This window comes from Altererythrobacter sp. B11 (assembly GCF_003569745.1).
GTDB lineage: Bacteria > Pseudomonadota > Alphaproteobacteria > Sphingomonadales > Sphingomonadaceae > Croceibacterium_C.
On sequence record NZ_AP018498.1, the window covers coordinates 992,809 to 1,011,382 of the forward strand.

Consider the following 18,574-nt stretch of genomic DNA (forward strand, 5'->3'; position numbering starts at 1 on the left):
TCACCGGGCCGCCTCCGCCATTTCGCCAAGCGCCGCGGCGATCTCGGCCATCTGCTCGGCGGTGCCGATGGTGATGCGCAGCGCCTGCGGCAGGCCCTGCCCGGGCAGGTGCCGCACCGCATAGCCGCGCTGCGCCAGGCCATCGAGCGCGGTGGAGGCGCTCAGCGCGCCTTCGAACAGCACCAGCACGAAGTTCGCCTCGCTCGGCACGGCGCGCAGGCCGTGATTGCCCAGCGCCTCTATCCGGGCGGCGAAGCGGGCGCGCTCGGCGTTGTTGTGGGCGCGGGTCCGCTCGACGAAGTCCTGATCCGCCACGGCGGCGAGGGCGACGGCCTGCGCGCCATTGCCGATGTTGAAGGGCCCGCGGATGCGGTTGAGCGCGGCGATGATCGCCGGCGCACCGGTGCCCCAGCCCACCCGTTCCCCGGCGAGGCCATAGGCCTTGGAGAAGGTGCGGGTGGCGAGCACATTGGCATGGGCCTGGGCCAGGGCGATGCCGCCGTCATCCGCTTCCGGCGGGACGTATTCGGCATAGGCCTGATCGATCACCAGCAGCACCTGCGAGGGCAGGCCGGCATGCAGGCGGGCGAGTTCGGCGCGGGTGAGGAAGGTGCCGGTGGGGTTGTTCGGATTGGCGATGAACACCACCCGCGTCCGCTCCGTCACTGCGGCGAGCAGCGCGTCGACATCGGTGCCGTAATCCCGGTCGGGCGCTTCCACCGGCTGCGCCCCGCAGCGCCGCGCCGCGATCTCATAGAGCGAGAAGCCGTAGCGGACATAGAGCACGTCGTCCCCCGGCCCGGCGAAGGCGCTGGCGGCGATGGTCAGCAACTCGCCCGAACCGGTGCCGCAGATGATGCGGGCCGGGTCGATCCCGTGCAGCGCACCGAGTGCTTCGCGCAGGGCGGTGCTGTCCGGATCCGGATAGAGCGCCGGCGGTACGGCTTCCGCGCGTGCGGCAAGGGCGAGGGGGCTGGTGCCGAGCGGATTTTCGTTGGCGGAGAGCTTTACCAGCCGGCGCCCGTCCGCTGCCTTGCTCTTGCCCGGAACATAGGCATGGATCGCTTCGATCCAGGGCTTCATCTGCGGGGCTGCGGGGGCGGCGATGTCGGTCACGGGCGGGCGCATAGCCCCTTGCGGCGGCAATTGACAGCCCGCTTGGCGTCCCCCAATTGCCGCTTTCCATGGCCGCCGCATCCGCCCTCACCAGCAGCAGCATCGAACTTGCCGCCCCGCTGAAGCTCGACAGCGGGCAGCAGCTGGAGAATGTGCGGGTCGCTTACCAGACCTATGGCGAGCTCGATGCGGATGCCGGCAACGCCATCCTCGTCTGCCACGCGCTGACCGGGGACCAGCATCTGGCCAATCCGCACCCGATCACCGGCAAGCCCGGCTGGTGGGAACGGATCGTAGGCCCCGGCCGCCCCCTCGATACCGATCGCTTCCATATCATCTGCTCCAATGTGATCGGCGGCTGCATGGGATCGACCGGCCCCGCCAGCGATGCGCCCGACGGGCAGCCCTGGGGGATGCGTTTCCCGGTCATCACCATTCGCGACATGGTGCGCGCGCAGATGGCCATGCTGGATGCCATGGGGATCGACCGGCTGCATGCGGTGGTGGGCGGATCCATGGGCGGGATGCAGGCGCTGAGCCTGGCCGCCAATTTCCCCGACCGTGCGGCGCGGGTGCTGGCAATCGCCACCACGGCCCGCCATTCGGCGCAGAACATCGCCTATCACGAGGTGGGGCGGCAGGCGATCATGGCCGACCCGGACTGGCAGGGCGGCGCCTATCCCGGCAGCGGCCGCGCGCCGGACAAGGGCCTGGCCGTGGCCCGCATGGCCGCGCATATCACCTATCTTTCCGAAGCCGGGCTGACGGAAAAGTTCGGCCGCCGGCTGCAGGATCGGGAGGCGAAGAGCTTCGGCTTCGATGCCGATTTCCAGGTGGAAAGCTATCTGCGCTACCAGGGGCTGAGCTTCACCGACCGGTTCGACGCCAATTCCTATCTCTACATCACCCGGGCGACCGATTATTTCGACCTGGCGGAAGAGCATGGCGGGCGGCTGGCGGATGCCTTCGCCGGAACGAAGGCTCGCTTCTGCGTGGTCAGCTTCGATACGGACTGGCTGTACCCCACCGCCGAATCGCGCGCCATCGTGCATGCGCTGAACGCCGCGGCGGCACCGGTCAGCTTCGTGGAGCTGTCCGCCCCCTATGGGCATGACAGCTTCCTGCTGGACGTTCCGGCGCTGGACCGCGTGATCAAGGGCTTCCTGGCATGAGCGGCACGCTGCGCCCCGATCTTGCGGTGATCGCCCGCCACATTCCTGCCGGGGCGCGCATGCTGGATGTCGGCTGCGGCAATGGCGAACTGATGGCCGAGCTGGCGCATGGCAAGGGCGTGGATGCGCGCGGGATCGAGATCGACCCGGAAGAGGTGGAGCGGGCGGTCGCCCGCGGCCTTTCGGTGATGCAGGGCGATGCCAATCGCGAACTGGGCGCCTATCCCGATGACGCCTTCGATTACACCGTGCTGAGCCAGACGCTGCAGACCGCCGAACGGCCCGATTTGATGCTGGACGAATTGCTGCGCATCGGCCGCAAGGCCTTCGTCAGCTTTCCCAATTTCGCCCATTGGCGGATGCGCTGGGCCTTGCTGTGGAACGGGCGGATGCCGGTGACGCGGCACCTGCCGGTGACCTGGTACGAAACGCAGAACATCCACCATGTGACGGTGACGGATTTCCGCGAATTGCTGCGCGAGAAGGGCGTGGCCATAGAGCGCAGCTGGTTCTTCAGCAGCGAGCGCGAGATCAACCCGCTGGGCGCCAATTGGCGGGCCGAATATGCGGTATATCTGCTGAGCCGCTGATCCGGAAATTCGCCTTGTATTTCAAGGCGTGGAACACGGTGGAACAGGGTTCATCGCAAAAATTCCCATGCCCCCGAATGGCGGGCCTGCTGGACAAGACGGACAGGAGAAAGAGCGCCCCGATCCTGCGATGGATGGGGTGCTGTAGGGAAGGGTTCCACTGCTTGGTTTGCGTGGTGGCACACTGGATTCCCGCCTGCGCGGGAATGACGAAAGAGGGGGACGGTTGGTGATCTTCCCCCGACCCTGACCACCACCATCGTCATTCCCGCGCAGGCGGGAATCCAGCGCCGGCCTCAGATCGCGTCGGTGTTCAGCTCCGGCAGCATGCCCAGCGCGGGGCGGGCGTACCAATAGCCCTGGTGGTAGCGCACGCCCAGGCGGCGCAGCGTGGCGGCCTCTGCGGCGGTTTCGATGCCTTCGGCAATCAGCAGCGTATCGAGTTCGCGGCACATGCCGACCATGGCAGTGACGATCGCCTGCCGCCGGCGGTCGCCATCGATGCCGCGCACCAGCTGCATGTCCAGCTTGATCTCGTCAGGCACGAAATGGGCGAACATGCCAAGGCCCGAATGGCCCGCGCCGAAATCGTCGATCGCCGTGGCGAAACCGATCTGCTTGTAGGTTTCGACGATGGAGGCGACGTGGTCGGGCGAGCCCATCTCCTCGTTCTCGGTGAATTCGAAGATCAGCCGGTCCAGCGGCATGCCGGTGGCCTGCGCGGTGCGCAGGGTCAGCTGGATGCAGGCCATCGGGGAATAGACGGCATTGGGCAGGAAATTGATCGACAGGCGCGCGTCGCTGCCCATGATCCCGGCGGCCATGGCGGTTTCGATCGCCTTCACGCGGCAGGCCTGATCGAAGGCATAGCGATTGGTATCGGTGACGCGCGAGAGGATGCTGGCCGCGCCCGCACCATCCATGCCGCGAATCAGCGCCTCATAGGCGAAGGGCTGGCCCCGATCCGTGTCCACGATTGGCTGGAACGCCATGGCGAAGGGGGTTTCGAATTCCGCCCCATCGCGGCAGCCGGTGCAGATTTTGCGCATTGCCATGCGCCCTGATTACAGTCAGCGACTTAAATAGTTGTGAAGATGAAATAATTTTCGGGCCAGAGCGGAACTCTCGCCTGGAGGCGGCATCGCTGGACATCGATGCCAGCGCCGGCCAAGCTTCCGGATGGTCATCGGGAGAGATTTGTGAGCAGCACATTTGCCCAAGGCACCGTCCATGAGGCCGCCGGCGATCTGCAGTCTGCCGTCGAGGCGGATCCGGAGGTGCTGGCGCTGTGGCAGGCGCTTACGCCGCTGGGGCGCAATGAATTCATCTGCTGGGTGGAGGATGCGAAGAAGGCGGCCACGCGCGAGCGACGCATCCGGCGCACCTGCGAGGAGTTGTTGGAAGGCAAGAAGCGGCCGTGCTGCTGGCCGGGCTGTATCCATCGCACGGACAAGGAACCCGGCCGTTGGCAGCAGGCTGTGCTGATCGAGAAGATGGGCAAGCGTCGGTGACCTGGCCGGCGTATGCCGGTGCTGTCAGGCTGCCAGCGTGCCTTCGTTGACGCATAGCACGCTGTCGTCGCGGGCGAGGCTCCACAGGGTGAGGCCGGCGGCGGCGGCGCGGCTTACCGCCAGGCTGGTGGGCAGTGAGATGGTGACGAGCGCGGTCGCTCCGGCGCGCACGGCCTTCTCCACGATTTCATAGGAACAGCGCGCGGTGGAGAGGATGAAGCCTTGCGCCGCACCCTGCCGGGCTCCCGCCAGCGCGCCCACCAGCTTGTCCAGCGCATTGTGGCGGCCGACATCCTCGCGCGCATGCAGGATCGCGCCATCCATCGTGCAGAAGGCCGCGGCATGGGCGGCGCCCGTGGCGCGGCCGAGCGGCTGGTGATCGCGCAGGGCGGAGAGGGCGGTGAAGATCGCCTGCGGCTGCAGCGGCGCGTGGGGCGGCACCGGGGGCAGGGGGCGGGCCACCGCCTCCAGATTCTCGATACCGCACAGGCCGCAGCTCGATTCCGCCACGCGGGCGCGCACGCGATCGGTCAGCTGCTCCACGCCGAGGCCGCTCAGCATGGCGCGCACGATCCAGCCATTCTCCACCTCGGCCACGCCGATGTCGGCCAGATCGGCGGGGCTCTTCGCCAGGCCTTCGGTGAGCGCGAAGCCGAGCGCGAAATCTTCCAGATCGCGCGGGCTCGCCATCATCACGGCATAGGAGAGGCCGTTGAACTCCAACGCCACGGGCGCTTCGGGCACCCATTGGCGGCTGATCGGCCGGCGTTCGCCATCCTTGCGGATTTCCACGGGGTAAGGGCGGCTTTCCGCGTCGAGCGAGCCGCCCCCAACTTCTGGCGAGCCAACCCCCGCTCGTGGTGAGCCTGTCGAACCACGCGCACCACCGGCACCCGCATCGCCCGACTCATCCGCCGTGGCCGAAGCCGCGGCAGCATCCGGGCGCGCGGGTTGAGCCATGCTCAGCCCGCGTCGGAGTGGCCGAGTTCGTCCACCGCGTTGAACTCGGTCGCGCGGGTCTGCGGCGGCGGATTGGCACCCGCCGCCAGCTTCTCGATCGCCGCCCGGGCGATGGGCGAAAGCACCGAGTGATCATCGGCGAAGATCTGGGCCTTCATGCGCGGATCCCAGAACTTGTTGATGTGGTCGGCCGTCGCCAGCACGGCATTGTCATGCCCGATGGCGGCGAAGTTCAAGCCGATCTGGTCCGCCATGCGGCGGAGCTTGGCGATGCTCATTACTCGGCAGGCTCCATTTCCTCACCCGCGATGCGGCGGGCGCGGGCGGTCAGGTCGGCATATTCCTCCTGCCACTCGCTCGGGCCGTTGGACGGCGTCACCTGCACCGCGGTCACCTTGTATTCGGGGCAGTTGGTGGCCCAGTCCGAATTGTCGGTGGTGACGACATTGGCCTGCGTCATCGGGTGGTGGAAGGTCGTGTAGACCACGCCCGGCGCCACGCGATCGGTCACCTTCACGCGCAGCGTGGTTTCGCCCGCACGGCTGGCGAGCCGTGCGAAATCGCCATCGCGCAGGCCGCGGTTCTCGGCATCGGTCGGGTGCATCTCCAGCACGTCTTCCTCGTGCCACACCACATTGCCGGTGCGCCGCGTCTGCGCGCCGACATTGTACTGGCTGAGGATTCGGCCGGTGGTCAGCAGCAGCGGATAGCGCGGCCCCGTCTTCTCGTCCGTCGGCACATATTCAGTGACCACGAACTTGCCCTTGCCGCGCACGAAGCCGCCGACATGCATGATCGGCGATCCCTTGGGCGCCTTCTCGTTCACCGGCCACTGCAGCGGTTCGCCGCTGGACACACGCTCCCACGTCACGCCCGCGAAGGTGGGGGTGAGGCGCGCGATCTCCGCCAGGATTTCGCCCGCGTGGGTGTAGTTCCAGTCGCAGCCGATGGCATTGGCCAGCATCTGCGTGACCTGCCAGTCCTCATAGCCATTGGCCGGTTCCATCACCTTGCGCACCGGCTGGATGCGCCGTTCCGCATTGGTGAAGGTGCCTTCCTTCTCGAGGAAGGTGGAACCCGGCAGGAAGACATGCGCGTAATTCGCCGTCTCGTTGAGGAAGAGATCGTGCACGATCACGCAGTCCATAGCGGCGAGGCCGGCGGCAACGTGATGCGTATCGGGATCGGACTGCAGAATGTCCTCCCCCTGGATGTAGATCGCCTTGAACGTGCCATCCACCGCGGCATCGAGCATGTTGGGGATGCGCAGGCCCGGTTCGGGATCCAGCCGCACGCCCCAGTCCTTCTCGAACAGCTCGCGCGTCTCGTCCTGCGAGATGTGGCGATAGCCCGAAAGTTCGTGCGGGAAGCTGCCCATGTCGCAGGCGCCCTGCACATTGTTCTGCCCACGCAGCGGGTTCACGCCCACGCCGCTGCGGCCGATGTTGCCGGTGCACATGGCGAGGTTGGCGATCGCCATCACGGTGGAGGAACCCTGCGAATGCTCCGTCACGCCGAGGCCGTAATAGATCGCGCCATTGCCGCCCGTGGCATATAGCCGCGCGGCCTGCCGCAGCGTTTCCGCCGGCACGCGGGTGACGGATTCGAGGAATTCGGGGCTGTGCCGCTCGTCCGAAACGAAGCGGGCCCAGTCCTGATACTCGTCCCAGTCGCAGCGTTCGCGGATGAAGTCCTCGTTCGCCAGCCCTTCGGTGACGATCACATGCGCGATGCTGGTCAGCACGGCCACATTGGTGCCGGGCTGCAGCGGCAGGTGATGTGCCGCCTGGATATGGGGCGATTTCACCAGGTCGATGCGGCGCGGATCGAGCACGATCATCTTCGCGCCCTGGCGCAGGCGCTGCTTGATGCGGCTGCCGAACACCGGATGGGCATCGGTGGGATTGGCGCCGATCAGCATGATGACGTCGGCGTCCATCACGCTATCGAAATCCTGCGTGCCGGCACTGGTGCCGAAGGTGGTCGACAGGCCGTAGCCCGTCGGCGAGTGGCACACGCGGGCGCAGGTATCGACATTGTTGGCGCCGAAGCCGGCGCGTACCAGCTTCTGCACCAGGAAGGTTTCTTCATTGGTGCAGCGGCTGGAAGTGATGCCGCCCAGCGCGCGGGCGCCGTGCTGGCGCTTGATCGTGCGCAGCCGCTCGGCCGTGAAATCCAGCGCCTCGTCCCAGCTCACTTCGCGCCACGGCTGGTCGATGCTCTCGCGGATCATCGGCGTGGTGACGCGATCCTTGTGATTGGCATAGCCCCAGGCGAAGCGGCCCTTCACGCAGCTGTGGCCGTGATTGGCCTTGCCGTCCTTCCACGGCACCATGCGCACGAGCTGTTCGCCGCGCATTTCGGCGCGGAAGGTGCAGCCCACGCCGCAATAGGCGCAGGTGGTGACGACGGCACGCTCCGGCTTGCCGATTGCCTTCACGCTCTTTTCCTGCAGCGTGGCGGTGGGGCAGGCCTGCACGCAGGCGCCGCAGCTGACGCATTCGCTGGACAGGAAATTGTCCGGCGTCTGCCCCGCGCTCACCATGGAGGCGAAGCCGCGCCCGTCGATCGTCAGCGCGAAGGTGCCCTGCACCTCGTCACAGGCGCGCACGCAGCGGCTGCAAACGATGCACTTGCTGGGATCGAAGTCGAAATAGGGGTTGGAGGTATCGGTCGCCGCGCCGAGATGGTTGGCGCCTTCATAGCCATAGCGCACATCGCGCAGGCCCACGGCGGCGGCCTGATCCTGCAGCTCGCAATCATTGTTGGCGGAGCAGGTGAGGCAATCGAGCGGGTGATCGGAGATGTAGAGTTCCATCACGCCCTTGCGCAGCTTTTCCAGCCGCGGCGTCTGCGTGTGGACATTCATTCCGGGGGCCACCGGGGTGGTGCAGCTGGCCGGCGTGCCGCGCGCGCCGTCGATTTCCACCAGGCACAGGCGGCAGGAGCCGAAGGCCTTCATGTTGTCCGTCGCGCACAGCTTGGGGATGCTGCCGCCGATCTCCGCGGCGGCGCGCATCACGCTGGTGCCGCGCGGCACGGTGACCTGGCGTCCGTCGATGGTGAGGCTCACCATCTCATCGGACTTGACCTCGGGCGTCCCGAAATCCTTCTGGCGTTCAAATCCCATCGTTTCGCTCCATCGCGGCAAGATCCGCTGGCGTGTTTATATTCGCAGGTGCGGCCACGCCCTGCACGCTCCGCGCTCCGGCGGATGTGGCGAAGGCTAGCATCGAGTGGCGTCCTTCACTCTGGAGGATCGCCTCGGCAATCGATGCGGCGTCTGCCTTCCAATGGCCTATAACCGGTTGAGTTGCAAGATAAGCAGGGGCCGGAGACAGCAGTTCGGGCAGATTTTCGGGCAGGCCGAGTGAATCGACCCCGCAGGTGAGCACCGTCTCGTAGCCTTCGTCCAGCGCGTGGTGCAGGCCCGCCGCGAGTCCCGCCAGCGGGCCCATGCCCGGGCGCGGCCAGTCGGGGATGCACGGGGCGGGGCCGGCGGCGCGGCCGGCGATCACCACATATTCGCACCAGCCCGAAAGCGCATCCACCGCGCGCACCAGCAGGCTGCGGCCCTGATACTCGGCCAGCGCCTTGTCGCTGCCGAAGCGGGAGGACAGGCCCCCCGCGAGAACGACGCCGAGGATCATGCGGGAAGGGCCTCGGCTGTCGGCGCGTGTGCTTCGACAGGCTCAGCACGAGCGGATTGTGCCACGTACCCCGGCCCGCTCATCCTGAGCTTGTCGAAGGATGCGCGCGCCACGCTCACGCCACGGACTCGTCGCGCGCGGCCTTGGCATCGCGGATGAAATCCTCCGGCCAGTTCCTGAGCGCGCTCATCACCGGATAGGGGGTGAAGCCGCCCAGCGCGCAGAGCGAGCCGAACTTCATCGTCTCGCACAGATCGGTCAGCAGGCCGATCTCCTGCTCGGGCAGGCGGCCCGCATCCTTGGGCGCATTGTGCATCACCGGCGAAAGCTCGATCGTGTCGCGCTTGCGCCCGCCGTGGCGGATGCGGTCGATGATCTCCGCCCCGCGCACCGCGCCGATGCGGCAGGGCGTGCACTTGCCGCAGCTTTCCGCGGCGCAGAATTCCATGGCGAAGCGGGCCATGGCGCCCATGTCGGCCGTATCGTCGAACACGGTGATGCCGGCATGGCCGATCAGCGCATCGGCCGCGGCATAGGCTTCGTAATCGAAGGGGATGTCGAACTGGTCGGGGTGGATATAGGCGCCCAGCGGGCCGCCCACCTGCACCGCCTTCACCGGCCGGCCGCTCTGCGTGCCGCCGCCCACGTCATACACCAGCTCGCGCAGGGTGATGCCGAAGGCCACTTCATAGAGGCCGCCCTGCTTCACATTGCCGGCGATCTGGATCGGCATGGTGCCCTTGGACCGGTCCACGCCCAGCCGGGCGTATTCCTCCGCCCCGCCGGCGGCCATGATGTGCGGAATGGCGGCCAGGGTCAGCACGTTGTTGACCACCGTGGGATAGCCCATGAAGCCCTGCAGCGCGGGCAGCGGCGGCTTGGCCCGCACTTCGCCGCGCCGCCCTTCCAGGCTGTTGAGCAGCGAGGTTTCTTCCCCGCAGACATAGGCGCCGGCGCCCATGCGCACTTCCATATGCAGCGGCGCGATGATCGGCGCTGCGCGGCGGATCGCCTCTTCCAGCTTGGCGATGGCGTGCGGATATTCGCTGCGGGTGTAGATATAGGCGGTCTGCGCCCCCACCGCATAGGCGGCGATCGCCACCCCTTCGATGAGCTGGAAGGGATCGCCTTCCATCAGCATGCGATCGGCGAAAGTGCCCGAATCGCCCTCGTCCGCGTTGCAGACGACATATTTGCGCGGCGCCTGCGCCTCGGCCACGGTGCGCCACTTGATCCCGGCGGGGAAGCCGGCGCCACCACGGCCGCGCAGGCCGGATTCGGTGACTTCGGCGATCACGTCCAGCGGAGCCATGCCGCGGGCGCGCTTCCAGCCTTCCCAACCGCCGGTCGCCTCGTAATCGTCGATGCTGGTCGGCCGCGTGCGGCCCGCGCGGGCGAAGGTCAGTCGCTGCTGCGATGCGATGAAGGGGTGATCGGCCACGGTGCCGATGCGGAGATCGTCCGCCCCGCCGTCCACGATCTCGGCCACGCGGTCGGGCGTCACCGGGCCCCAGCCCACGCCGTCGATCTCCACCAGCGGTTCCAGCCAGTGCATGCCCCAGCTGGACACGCGCTCCACCTCGCAGCCCTTCTGTACGAAGGCCTGCGCAACGGCATCGGCCCCACAGGCGAGCGCCAGCGAATCGTCGGAAATGCGCACAATCATCGGGCGTTCTCGATCACTTTGGTGAGCCCTTCGGCAGTCAGGCGGGCGTGCATGTCGTTGCCGAGGCGCGCGGCCGGCCCGACACTGCACAGGCCCAGGCAATAGACGGTGCTCAGCTTCACGCGGTCGCCCGCGGCGGCTTCGGCCGCCGGAATCAGCGCTTCCACGCCGCGCGCCTTGCAGGCCTCCGCCCGGCAGATCTGCACTTCGGGGCGCGGATCGGCCTGCTGGTGGAAATCGTGATAGAAGCTCACCACACCGTGAATATCGGCGCGCGACAGGTTGAGGCCCGCGGCGATCAGCATTTCCGCTTCGGCATCCACGCAGCCGAATTCCGCCTGCACATCATGCAGGATGGGCAGCAGCGGCCCTTCCTTGGCGCTGTGCTCGACGATGATCTCGCCGATCTTCTGTTCCTTGCCGCTCAACCTTTCAGCCTTTCCGCATGCCAGGCGACGTGATCGCCCATGAAGCTCGATATGAAGTAATAGGAATGGTCATAGCCTTCCTGCATCCGGATGGTGGCGGGTATCTCCGCCTTGCGGCAGGCCGCATCCAGCAGGTGGGTCTTCAACTGTTCGTCCAGGAAATTGTCCGCCCGGCCCTGATCCACCAGCAGATCGGGCAGGCGCGCGCCATCTTCGATCAGTGCGCAGGCATCGTATTCGCGCCATGCGGCGCGATCGGCGCCGAGATAGCCCGTCAGCGCCTTCTCACCCCAGGGGCACTGCATCGGGCTGACGATCGGGGCGAAGGCACTGGTCGACCGGAAGCGGCCCGGATTGCGCAGCGATATGGTCAGCGCGCCATGCCCGCCCATGGAGTGTCCGAAGATGCCCTGCCGTCCCATGTCCACCGGGAAGGCGTCCGCAATCAGCGCCGGCAATTCCTTCTCGATGTAGGAGCGCATCTGGAAATTGGCCGCCCACGGTGCCTGCGTGGCGTCCACATAGAAGCCGGCGCCCTTGCCGAAATCATAGGCCTCGTCATCCGGCACGTCGTCGCCACGCGGGCTGGTGTCGGGCGCCACCAGGATGATGCCGTGTTCGGCACAGGCCCGGCGGTATTCGCCCTTTTCCATCACATTGGCGTGGGTGCAGGTGAGACCGGAGAGATAGAACAGCACCGGCAGCTTCGCCCCGGCCGCATGTTCCGGCACGAAGACCGCGAAGGTCATCTCCGTGCCGGTGGCGGCGGAGTGGTGGCGATACACGCCCTGCGTGCCGCCGAAGCTCCGATTTTCGCTGAGAGTCTCCATCATCACCTGCCGCGAACGATCAATGGCGCATGTGATAGGCGCAGATCTTGTTCCCATCGGGATCGCGCAGATAGGCGCCGTGCGAATTGTTGGGCGCCGCCTCGCGCGGGCCGGGGCCGCCTTCGTCCGTGCCGCCATTCGCCAGACCGACATCGTGCCATTTGTCCACCGTGGCATCGTCCGCCGCGGCGAAGCCGATCGTGCCGCCATTGGCGAAGCAGGCCGATTCGCCGTTAAGCGGCGGGGCGACGATGAAGGTGCCGCCGGGGCCGGCATAGATCAGGCGGCCTGCTTCCGGCGGGGCCACGTTGGAATAGCCCAGCACGCCCATGGTCGCGTCATAGAACTTGCGCGAACGCTCGATGTCGTTGCTGCCGAGGAAGACGTGGGTGAACATGGGTTAGCCTCTCCAGAATTATCGCGGCTCGCCGACCGCGCCAATCATATAGACGAAATCTTCGCGTTTGCGAAGGATTGCTGTGCATCCTGCGGCTTCCGGCGTGAATTTTCCAGAAGCCGCCGTGTTATTCCGGCTCGTCGTAAACGGCGCAGAGCTTGTTGCCGGTGGGATCCCGCAGATAGGCGACCCACACGGCTCGGCCCGTGGCGGGCGAGACGCGGTGCTCCGGATCGCCTTCGCAGCGCGCGCCGCCATGGGCCAGGCCGGCTTCATGCCATGCCATCAGTGCCTCACGCGAAGGCGCGAAGAAACCGAGCGTGCCGCCGTTCGCATGTGTCGCCTTCTGGCCGTCGATCGGCTTGCCGATGATGAACAGGCCTGCGCCCTGCCGATAGATGAACCGGCCCTTCGCATCCGCCTCGCCAGGGCCGATGCCGATTGCCGCAAAGGTCGCATCATAGAAGCGGCGCGCCTGCTCAGGGTCATCCGCACCGAGGGCGACGTGCCGAAACATGTTTGCAATTCCTTGTATCGGCCCCGGCTGAGCCGGGGCCGTATGCGGATCAATAGACGACGACGCTGCGGATGCTTTCGCCCGAATGCATGAGGTCGAAGCCCTTGTTGATCTCTTCCAGCGACAGGACATGGGTGATCATCGGGTCGATCTGGATCTTCCCGTTCATGTACCAGTCCACGATCTTCGGCACGTCGGTGCGTCCCTTGGCGCCACCGAAGGCGGTGCCGCGCCAGTTGCGGCCGGTTACCAGCTGGAACGGGCGGGTGCTGATTTCCTTGCCGGCTTCGGCCACGCCGATGATGATGCTGGTGCCCCAGCCGCGATGGCAGGCTTCCAGCGCGGTGCGCATCACTTCGGTGTTGCCGGTGCAGTCGAAAGTGTAGTCCGCGCCGCCGTCGGTCAGCTCCAGGATCTTGGCGATCGTCTCATCGCGGCTCATCCCCTTGGTGTTGAGGAAGTGGGTCATGCCGAACTTGCGGCCCCACTCCTCGCGATCGGGGTTGATGTCCACGCCGATGATCTTGTCCGCGCCGGCCAGCTTCGCGCCCTGCAGCACGTTGAGCCCGATGCCGCCCAGGCCGAACACCACCACATTGTCGCCCACCTGCACCTTGGCGGTGTTCACCACCGCGCCCACGCCGGTGGTGACGCCGCAGCCGATGTAGCAGCTGGTCTGGAACGGTGCGTCCTCGCGGATCTTCGCCACGGCGATTTCCGGCAGGACGGTGAAGTTCGAGAAGGTGGAACAGCCCATGTAGTGGAAGATCGGCTGGCCCTTGTAGCTGAAGCGGGTGGTGCCGTCGGGCATCAGGCCCTTGCCCTGCGTGGCGCGGATCGCGGTGCAGAGGTTGGTCTTGCCCGACAGGCAGCTTTTGCACTTGCGGCATTCGGGCGTGTAGAGCGGGATGACGTGATCGCCCACCGCCACGGAGGTGACGCCGGGGCCCACCTCGCGCACGATTCCCGCGCCTTCATGGCCCAGGATGCTGGGGAAGATCCCCTCGCTGTCCAGGCCGTCGAGCGTATAGGCATCGGTGTGGCAGATGCCGGTGGCCATGATTTCCACCAGCACCTCGCCTTCCTTCGGCCCTTCCAGATCGACTTCCACGATCTCGAGCGGTTTCTTGGCTTCGAAGGCTACGGCGGCGCGGGTCTTCATCGGTCTGTCTCTCCTGGCAGAATGCGTCAGTCTATGGGCTGGCCGGCGGGCAGATCCATGAGGCCCGCCTGCGCATCCGCATCGCTCAGCGGCACCAGCCACACCATCACAGCGCCCAGCAGGGCACCCAGGCACATGATGAGCGACACCGTCAGCAGATTGTGGTTGCCCAGCGTGGTGAACAGGAAGCCGGCGATGATCGGCGAGCCGGCAGCACCGGCGCGGCCGATGCCCAGCACGAAGCCGGTGCCGGTCGCCCTTGCATAGGCCGGGAAGCCGCGCGCGAAGGCGGCATAATATCCGACGATGGCAGCGTTGAGGAAGAACATGGTCAGGAAGGCGGCGAAGCGCCAGGCGCCCAGATCGCCATGGCCCATGCCGAACCATGCCACGGCCACCACGCCCAGCACGCAGGCGGCGATGGTCGGCCGCTTGATGTCGAACTTCTTCAGGAAGATGCCGAAGATGCCCCCGCCGATCGCGCCGCCGATATTGGCATAGGTCAGCGTGCTCGCCGCGTCGGGCTGCGAGAAGCCCGTGTCGGCCACGATCTGCACGGCGAACTTCAGGATGTAGTAGAAGGTCAGCGTGTGGAACATGTAGCCGAAGGCCAGCATCAGCGTGACCGGGCGCAGGCGCGGATTGGCTAGGATGTCCGTCACCTTGGGCTTGTTGGCTTCGTCCGGTGCGGGGGGCAGGCTGGTGATCGCCGGCTTGCGGAACGCCGCCAGCGAGCGGTTGATCTTCTCCAGCGCCCCCTCGGGGCGGCGGGCCGCGAAATAGGCCGGGGTTTCGGGCACCAGCAGCATCACCAGCGGGATCATCACCGCCGTCACCGCCGCGCCGAACAGGAACACGGCGCGCCAGTCATAATCCACCAGCAGCCAGCCCTGCGCGGCAAAGCCGCCGATCACGCCGCCGATGGGATAGCCGATGACATAAAGCGCCATGGCCAGGCTGCGGCTTGCCGTGCTGGATGTTTCCGCGGTCACCGCATTGGTCGCCGCGAGCATGCCGCCGATGCCGAGGCCGGTGAGCAGGCGCCAGATGGTGAGCGGGGTGACGCCGGTGGCGGAATGGGCAAGATACATGCCCACCGCCATGATCGCGAGGCACAGCAGCATGGTAGGCTTGCGTCCGTAGCGGTCGGCCGCGCCGCCGAGCAGCAGCGAGCCGAAGCCCATGCCGATCAGTTCGGCCGAGAGGACGATGCCCAGTTCGGATCGGGGAATGCCCCATTCCTGGGTGATGCCCGGCGCGGCGAAGGCGCTGGACAGCACGTCGAACCCGTCGAGCGCATTGAGGAAGATCATCAGCACCACGACGATCCATTGGCGCGCGCCCATTGGCGTATCATTGATGACGGAAATCGGGTTCGTGCCCGCGGCCGGTCCTGCCATGTTGACTGTGTCCTCTCCCTTGGTGCGGCCTCAATCGTGGATTCGCGCCAGCATTTCCACCAGTTTTTCCGTTTCGGCCGGGGTAAACCGCGCCTTGAGCCACGCTTCGTGCTCCGCGATGCAGTGCTTGGCCTCCGCCAGCGCCGCTTTCCCGGCCTCCGTGACGTACAGCGCCTGCTTGCGTCCGTCGCTCGCCGAGCGTTCCCGCCGCAGGTAATCCCGTTCCTGCAGGCGGTTGACGATGGACATGGTGGTCGCCCGGTCCATCCGCAGCTGCGTGCCGACGTCGATCTGCGAAATGCCGGGGGTTTCCGCCACCAGCCACAGGCTGGAAACCTGCTTCTGCGTCAGGTCGAGATTGGCGAACGTCTCGGTGAAGTGACGATACACGGCGCCATGCGCCAGGCGGATGTGGAAGCCGAGGATGTCCTCCAGCCCGTTGAGCGCGCCGTCTTTGCTTTCGATCAATGTCGGCGCGCCGGCCACTCTGCTAATCCCCACTGCTCTATCGTCTTGTATAATCGTTAGTGAAGCATACAATCGGGTGCAAGGAGAGGAACCCCATGGCACAATTCCCGGACACGCCAAATTTTACCGGCTTCAACACGCCCTCGCGCGTCGAGGCCGATATCAAGGACCTGCAGCACACGGGCACGATTCCGCCCGAGCTGGACGGGGCGTTCTTCCGGGTGCAGCCCGATCCGCAGTTCCCGCCGATGCTGGGCGACGACATCGCCTTCAACGGCGATGGCATGATCAGCCGCTTCCATTTCCATGACGGCCAGTGCGATTTCCGCCAGCGCTGGGCGCAGACCGACAAGTGGAAGGCGGAACGCGCCGCCGGCCGCGGCCTCTATGGCAAGTATCGCAATCCGCTGACCGACGATCCTTCGGTGAAGGGCTCGATCCGCTCCACCGCCAACACCAACGCCTGGATATTCGCCGGCAAGCTGTGGGCGATGAAGGAAGACAGTCCGGCGCTGCTGATGGACCCGGTGACGATGGAGACCGAGGGGTTCGAGAAGTTCGGCGGCAAGATGACCGGCCAGACCTTCACCGCGCATCCCAAGATCGACCCCCACACCGGCAACATGGTGGCGATCGGCTATGCCGCCAGCGGCCTGTGCAGCGAGGATGTGACCTATTACGAGGTGAATCCGGAGGGCGAGCTGGTCCGCGAAGTGTGGTTCAAGGTGCCCTATTACTGCATGATGCATGATTTCGGCGTCACCGAAGATTACCTCGTGCTGCACATCGTGCCCTCCATCGGCTCGTGGGAGCGGCTGGAGAAGGGCCTGCCGCACTTCGGCTTCGACACCACAATGCCGGTCTATCTGGGTGTCATCCCCCGCCGCGACGATGTGCGGGACGAGGATATCCGCTGGTTCAAGCGCGACAATTGCTTCGCCAGCCATGTGCTGAACGCCTGGCAGGAAGGCACGAAGATCCACTTCGTGGTGCCGGAAGCGAAGAACAACATGTTCCCCTTCTTCCCCGACGTGCACGGTGCGCCGTTCAACGGCGTGGAAGCGATGAGCAAGCTGACCGACTGGGTGGTGGACCTTGCCAGCAATGGCGAGGACTTCGCCGAGATCAACCGGCTGACCGACACGGCCAGCGAGTTCCCGCGGATCGACGATCGCTATACTGGCCTCAAGAACCGCTATGGCTGGGGGCTGGAAATGGACATGAGCCGCCCGAACGAGCTGCGAGGCGGCAGCGCCGGCGGATTCCTGATGAACTGCCTGTTCCTGAAGGACCTGGAAACGGGCGCCGAACAGCATTGGTGGTGCGGCCCCGTCAGCAGCTTGCAGGAACCCTGCTTCATCCCGCGCAGCAAGGATGCGCCCGAAGGCGATGGCTGGATCGTGATGGTCTGCAACCGGCTGGAAGATCACCGCAGCGACCTGCTGCTGTTCGACGCGCTGGATATCGAGAAGGGTCCGATCGCCACGATCCAGGTGCCCATCCGCCTGCGCTTCGGCCTGCACGGCAATTTCGCCCGCAGCGAGGATATCGGCCTGAAAGTTCCCGAGCCGGCCTGATAGCCGGCTAAGTTCGGGCGGCGCCCGGCAGAGCTTGCGGAGGCGAGCGGTCCCCGGCCATGGTGGCCCGTGGGATTCGCTCGCCTTCTCCTTGCCTGCTGTGTGCTGCTGTGCGGTGCGCCCGCTGTCGCGGGAGAGGCAGCGGCCTATCATCCGCCACGCACCGCCTGGGGCGATCCCGATCTTCGCGGCACCTGGCCGATCCAGAACATCAATGATGCCCGAATTCCGCTGGAGCGCTCGGCGGAGATGGGGGAACGGGCCCGGCTGACGGAGAAGGAATTCGCCGAGCGGGTGGCGCGGGCGGAAAAGTCCGACGGCGAATACGCCAATGACATTCATAATTCCGGCACGCAGGGCCTCGCGGATTGGCTGCGCCATTCGCGCACCGGCCATCAGACTTCGCTGCTCGTCAGCCCGCCGGACGGGCGGCTGCCGCCGCTGACGCCGGAGGCCCAGGCGCTGTTCGCGGCCGGCCGGTCGAGCTGGAAGGAGGGGCAGGCCTTCGACTGGGTCAGCGACATGGACGCGTTCGATCGCTGCATCACGCGCGGCTTCCCCGCGATGATGCTGCCCAAGCCCTACAACAACGGCCTGCGCATCTTCCAATCACCCGGCTACGTGGTGCTGCAGCTGGAGATGTTCGGCACGCGTATCGTTCGGCTGGGGGAGGGCGCCCGCTGGCCCGATCCGGTGCGCGGCTGGTATGGCGACAGCCGCGGCCGCTGGGAAGGCGACACGCTGGTGATCGAGACGACCAACATCGTCACTGGCGACGGCGCGAGCCGTGACGTGGCGCATCGGGCGGCCTCTCCCCTGCCGAACCGCAATTTCAGCACGCTGCCGATGGGGCCACAGGCGCGCACCACCGAGCGCCTGACCATGACCGGTCCGGATACGATCGCCTACGAGGTCACCTTCAGCGATCCGGCCGTGTTCACCCGGTCGTGGACGGCGGCCTTCGAATGGACCCGCGACAGTTCCTATCAGATCTACGAATACGCCTGCCACGAGCGGAATGACCATGTGCGCACGCTAATCGAAACCTCGCGCGCGGCACGGCGTAGCCAGCCTGCTGAGCGCGCTGCCCAATAGCGGCATTGCCAACGCCGCGCGGCGCAGGCACGAAA

General features: G+C 66.3%; 19 protein-coding genes. 5 read left to right on the forward strand and 14 right to left on the reverse strand.

All coding sequences use genetic code 11. The features are described from left to right. Window positions 1–1,128: a histidinol-phosphate transaminase gene (hisC, locus tag AEB_RS04730; RefSeq protein WP_119082153.1), complete on the reverse strand. Its 1,128-nt coding sequence runs from the start codon at window positions 1,126–1,128 to the stop codon at window positions 1–3. Window positions 1,129–1,184: 56 nt separating this feature from the next. Here hisC and metX point away from each other — a divergent pair, with 56 nt between their 5' ends. Then, a complete protein-coding gene (gene metX, locus AEB_RS04735) occupies window positions 1,185–2,288 on the forward strand; it encodes a homoserine O-acetyltransferase MetX (RefSeq protein ID WP_119082154.1) in 1,104 nt (367 codons plus the stop codon). Continuing rightward, a complete protein-coding gene (gene metW, locus AEB_RS04740) occupies window positions 2,285–2,878 on the forward strand; it encodes a methionine biosynthesis protein MetW (protein ID WP_119082155.1) in 594 nt (197 codons plus the stop codon). The genes metX and metW overlap by 4 nt, the downstream gene beginning before the upstream one ends. Window positions 2,879–3,174: 296 nt before the next feature. On the opposite strand, the gene AEB_RS04745 is transcribed toward metW, so the two are convergent. After that, window positions 3,175–3,927: an EAL domain-containing protein gene (locus tag AEB_RS04745; protein WP_172593173.1), complete on the reverse strand. Its 753-nt coding sequence runs from the start codon at window positions 3,925–3,927 to the stop codon at window positions 3,175–3,177. A gap of 150 nt (window positions 3,928–4,077) precedes the next feature. Here AEB_RS04745 and AEB_RS04750 point away from each other — a divergent pair, with 150 nt between their 5' ends. Continuing rightward, window positions 4,078–4,389 carry a YdeI/OmpD-associated family protein gene (locus tag AEB_RS04750; RefSeq protein WP_119082156.1) on the forward strand — a complete coding sequence of 104 codons (312 nt, stop codon included), beginning with the start codon at window positions 4,078–4,080 and terminating at the stop codon, window positions 4,387–4,389. A 24-nt stretch (window positions 4,390–4,413) separates the two neighbouring features. Here AEB_RS04750 and fdhD read toward each other — a convergent pair whose 3' ends face one another. The 12 genes from fdhD to AEB_RS04810 form a co-directional block, all read right to left on the reverse strand. Next, entirely contained in the window at window positions 4,414–5,349 is a 936-nt protein-coding gene (gene fdhD, locus AEB_RS04755; protein ID WP_119082157.1) for a formate dehydrogenase accessory sulfurtransferase FdhD, read from the reverse strand. Between the two features lie 2 nt (window positions 5,350–5,351). Then, window positions 5,352–5,627, reverse strand: coding sequence for a formate dehydrogenase subunit delta (locus AEB_RS04760; RefSeq protein ID WP_172593003.1), 276 nt, complete (start codon window positions 5,625–5,627; stop codon window positions 5,352–5,354). After that, entirely contained in the window at window positions 5,627–8,479 is a 2,853-nt protein-coding gene (gene fdhF / locus AEB_RS04765) for a formate dehydrogenase subunit alpha (RefSeq protein ID WP_119082158.1), read from the reverse strand. The genes AEB_RS04760 and fdhF overlap by 1 nt, the downstream gene beginning before the upstream one ends. Then, entirely contained in the window at window positions 8,469–8,999 is a 531-nt protein-coding gene (mobA, locus tag AEB_RS04770; protein ID WP_119082159.1) for a molybdenum cofactor guanylyltransferase, read from the reverse strand. The genes fdhF and mobA overlap by 11 nt, the downstream gene beginning before the upstream one ends. Before the next feature lie 115 nt (window positions 9,000–9,114). Beyond that, window positions 9,115–10,665 (reverse strand): NADH-ubiquinone oxidoreductase-F iron-sulfur binding region domain-containing protein, encoded by a 1,551-nt coding sequence (locus AEB_RS04775; protein ID WP_119082160.1) that lies wholly within the window; start codon window positions 10,663–10,665, stop codon window positions 9,115–9,117. Beyond that, the gene (locus tag AEB_RS04780) at window positions 10,662–11,093 is read right to left on the reverse strand and encodes an NAD(P)H-dependent oxidoreductase subunit E (RefSeq protein ID WP_119082161.1); all 432 of its coding nucleotides are present in this window, start codon (window positions 11,091–11,093) and stop codon (window positions 10,662–10,664) included. Before AEB_RS04780 ends, AEB_RS04775 begins: the two co-directional genes overlap by 4 nt. Further along, the gene (gene fghA / locus AEB_RS04785) at window positions 11,090–11,923 is read right to left on the reverse strand and encodes an S-formylglutathione hydrolase (RefSeq protein ID WP_119082162.1); all 834 of its coding nucleotides are present in this window, start codon (window positions 11,921–11,923) and stop codon (window positions 11,090–11,092) included. Before fghA ends, AEB_RS04780 begins: the two co-directional genes overlap by 4 nt. Before the next feature lie 19 nt (window positions 11,924–11,942). Next, window positions 11,943–12,320 (reverse strand): VOC family protein, encoded by a 378-nt coding sequence (locus tag AEB_RS04790; protein WP_119082163.1) that lies wholly within the window; start codon window positions 12,318–12,320, stop codon window positions 11,943–11,945. A 127-nt stretch (window positions 12,321–12,447) separates the two neighbouring features. Beyond that, on the reverse strand, window positions 12,448–12,837 hold the full coding sequence (locus tag AEB_RS04795; RefSeq protein WP_119082164.1) for a VOC family protein: 390 nt from the start codon (window positions 12,835–12,837) through the stop codon (window positions 12,448–12,450). Between the two features lie 49 nt (window positions 12,838–12,886). After that, on the reverse strand, window positions 12,887–13,999 hold the full coding sequence (locus tag AEB_RS04800; RefSeq protein WP_119082165.1) for an S-(hydroxymethyl)glutathione dehydrogenase/class III alcohol dehydrogenase: 1,113 nt from the start codon (window positions 13,997–13,999) through the stop codon (window positions 12,887–12,889). 26 nt (window positions 14,000–14,025) lie between these two features. Further along, window positions 14,026–15,399, reverse strand: coding sequence for an MFS transporter (locus tag AEB_RS04805; RefSeq protein ID WP_172593004.1), 1,374 nt, complete (start codon window positions 15,397–15,399; stop codon window positions 14,026–14,028). Between the two features lie 30 nt (window positions 15,400–15,429). Next, window positions 15,430–15,867 (reverse strand): MarR family winged helix-turn-helix transcriptional regulator, encoded by a 438-nt coding sequence (locus tag AEB_RS04810; protein WP_231958911.1) that lies wholly within the window; start codon window positions 15,865–15,867, stop codon window positions 15,430–15,432. 95 nt (window positions 15,868–15,962) lie between these two features. Here AEB_RS04810 and AEB_RS04815 point away from each other — a divergent pair, with 95 nt between their 5' ends. Continuing rightward, a complete protein-coding gene (locus tag AEB_RS04815; RefSeq protein WP_119082166.1) occupies window positions 15,963–17,444 on the forward strand; it encodes a carotenoid oxygenase family protein in 1,482 nt (493 codons plus the stop codon). A 69-nt stretch (window positions 17,445–17,513) separates the two neighbouring features. Next, complete coding sequence (locus AEB_RS04820; protein WP_119082167.1) at window positions 17,514–18,539, forward strand: hypothetical protein; 1,026 nt, start codon at window positions 17,514–17,516, stop codon at window positions 18,537–18,539. Window positions 18,540–18,574: the final 35 nt, after the last annotated feature.

Bases quoted from the DNA above. Each gene is read 5' to 3' on its own strand.
- AEB_RS04800 (WP_119082165.1), bottom strand. From the start codon at position 13,999: ATGAAGACCCGCGCCGCCGTAGCCTTCGAAGCCAAGAAACCGCTCGAG.
- AEB_RS04805 (WP_172593004.1), bottom strand. From the start codon at position 15,399: ATGGCAGGACCGGCCGCGGGCACGAACCCGATTTCCGTCATCAATGAT.
- AEB_RS04790 (WP_119082163.1), bottom strand. From the start codon at position 12,320: ATGTTCACCCACGTCTTCCTCGGCAGCAACGACATCGAGCGTTCGCGC.
- fdhD (WP_119082157.1), bottom strand. From the start codon at position 5,349: ATGGCTCAACCCGCGCGCCCGGATGCTGCCGCGGCTTCGGCCACGGCG.
- mobA (WP_119082159.1), bottom strand. From the start codon at position 8,999: ATGATCCTCGGCGTCGTTCTCGCGGGGGGCCTGTCCTCCCGCTTCGGC.
- AEB_RS04775 (WP_119082160.1), bottom strand. From the start codon at position 10,665: ATGATTGTGCGCATTTCCGACGATTCGCTGGCGCTCGCCTGTGGGGCC.
- AEB_RS04760 (WP_172593003.1), bottom strand. From the start codon at position 5,627: ATGAGCATCGCCAAGCTCCGCCGCATGGCGGACCAGATCGGCTTGAAC.
- metW (WP_119082155.1), top strand. From the start codon at position 2,285: ATGAGCGGCACGCTGCGCCCCGATCTTGCGGTGATCGCCCGCCACATT.
- AEB_RS04745 (WP_172593173.1), bottom strand. From the start codon at position 3,927: ATGCGCAAAATCTGCACCGGCTGCCGCGATGGGGCGGAATTCGAAACC.
- AEB_RS04815 (WP_119082166.1), top strand. From the start codon at position 15,963: ATGGCACAATTCCCGGACACGCCAAATTTTACCGGCTTCAACACGCCC.
- fdhF (WP_119082158.1), bottom strand. From the start codon at position 8,479: ATGGGATTTGAACGCCAGAAGGATTTCGGGACGCCCGAGGTCAAGTCC.
- AEB_RS04795 (WP_119082164.1), bottom strand. From the start codon at position 12,837: ATGTTTCGGCACGTCGCCCTCGGTGCGGATGACCCTGAGCAGGCGCGC.
- fghA (WP_119082162.1), bottom strand. From the start codon at position 11,923: ATGGAGACTCTCAGCGAAAATCGGAGCTTCGGCGGCACGCAGGGCGTG.
- hisC (WP_119082153.1), bottom strand. From the start codon at position 1,128: ATGCGCCCGCCCGTGACCGACATCGCCGCCCCCGCAGCCCCGCAGATG.
- metX (WP_119082154.1), top strand. From the start codon at position 1,185: ATGGCCGCCGCATCCGCCCTCACCAGCAGCAGCATCGAACTTGCCGCC.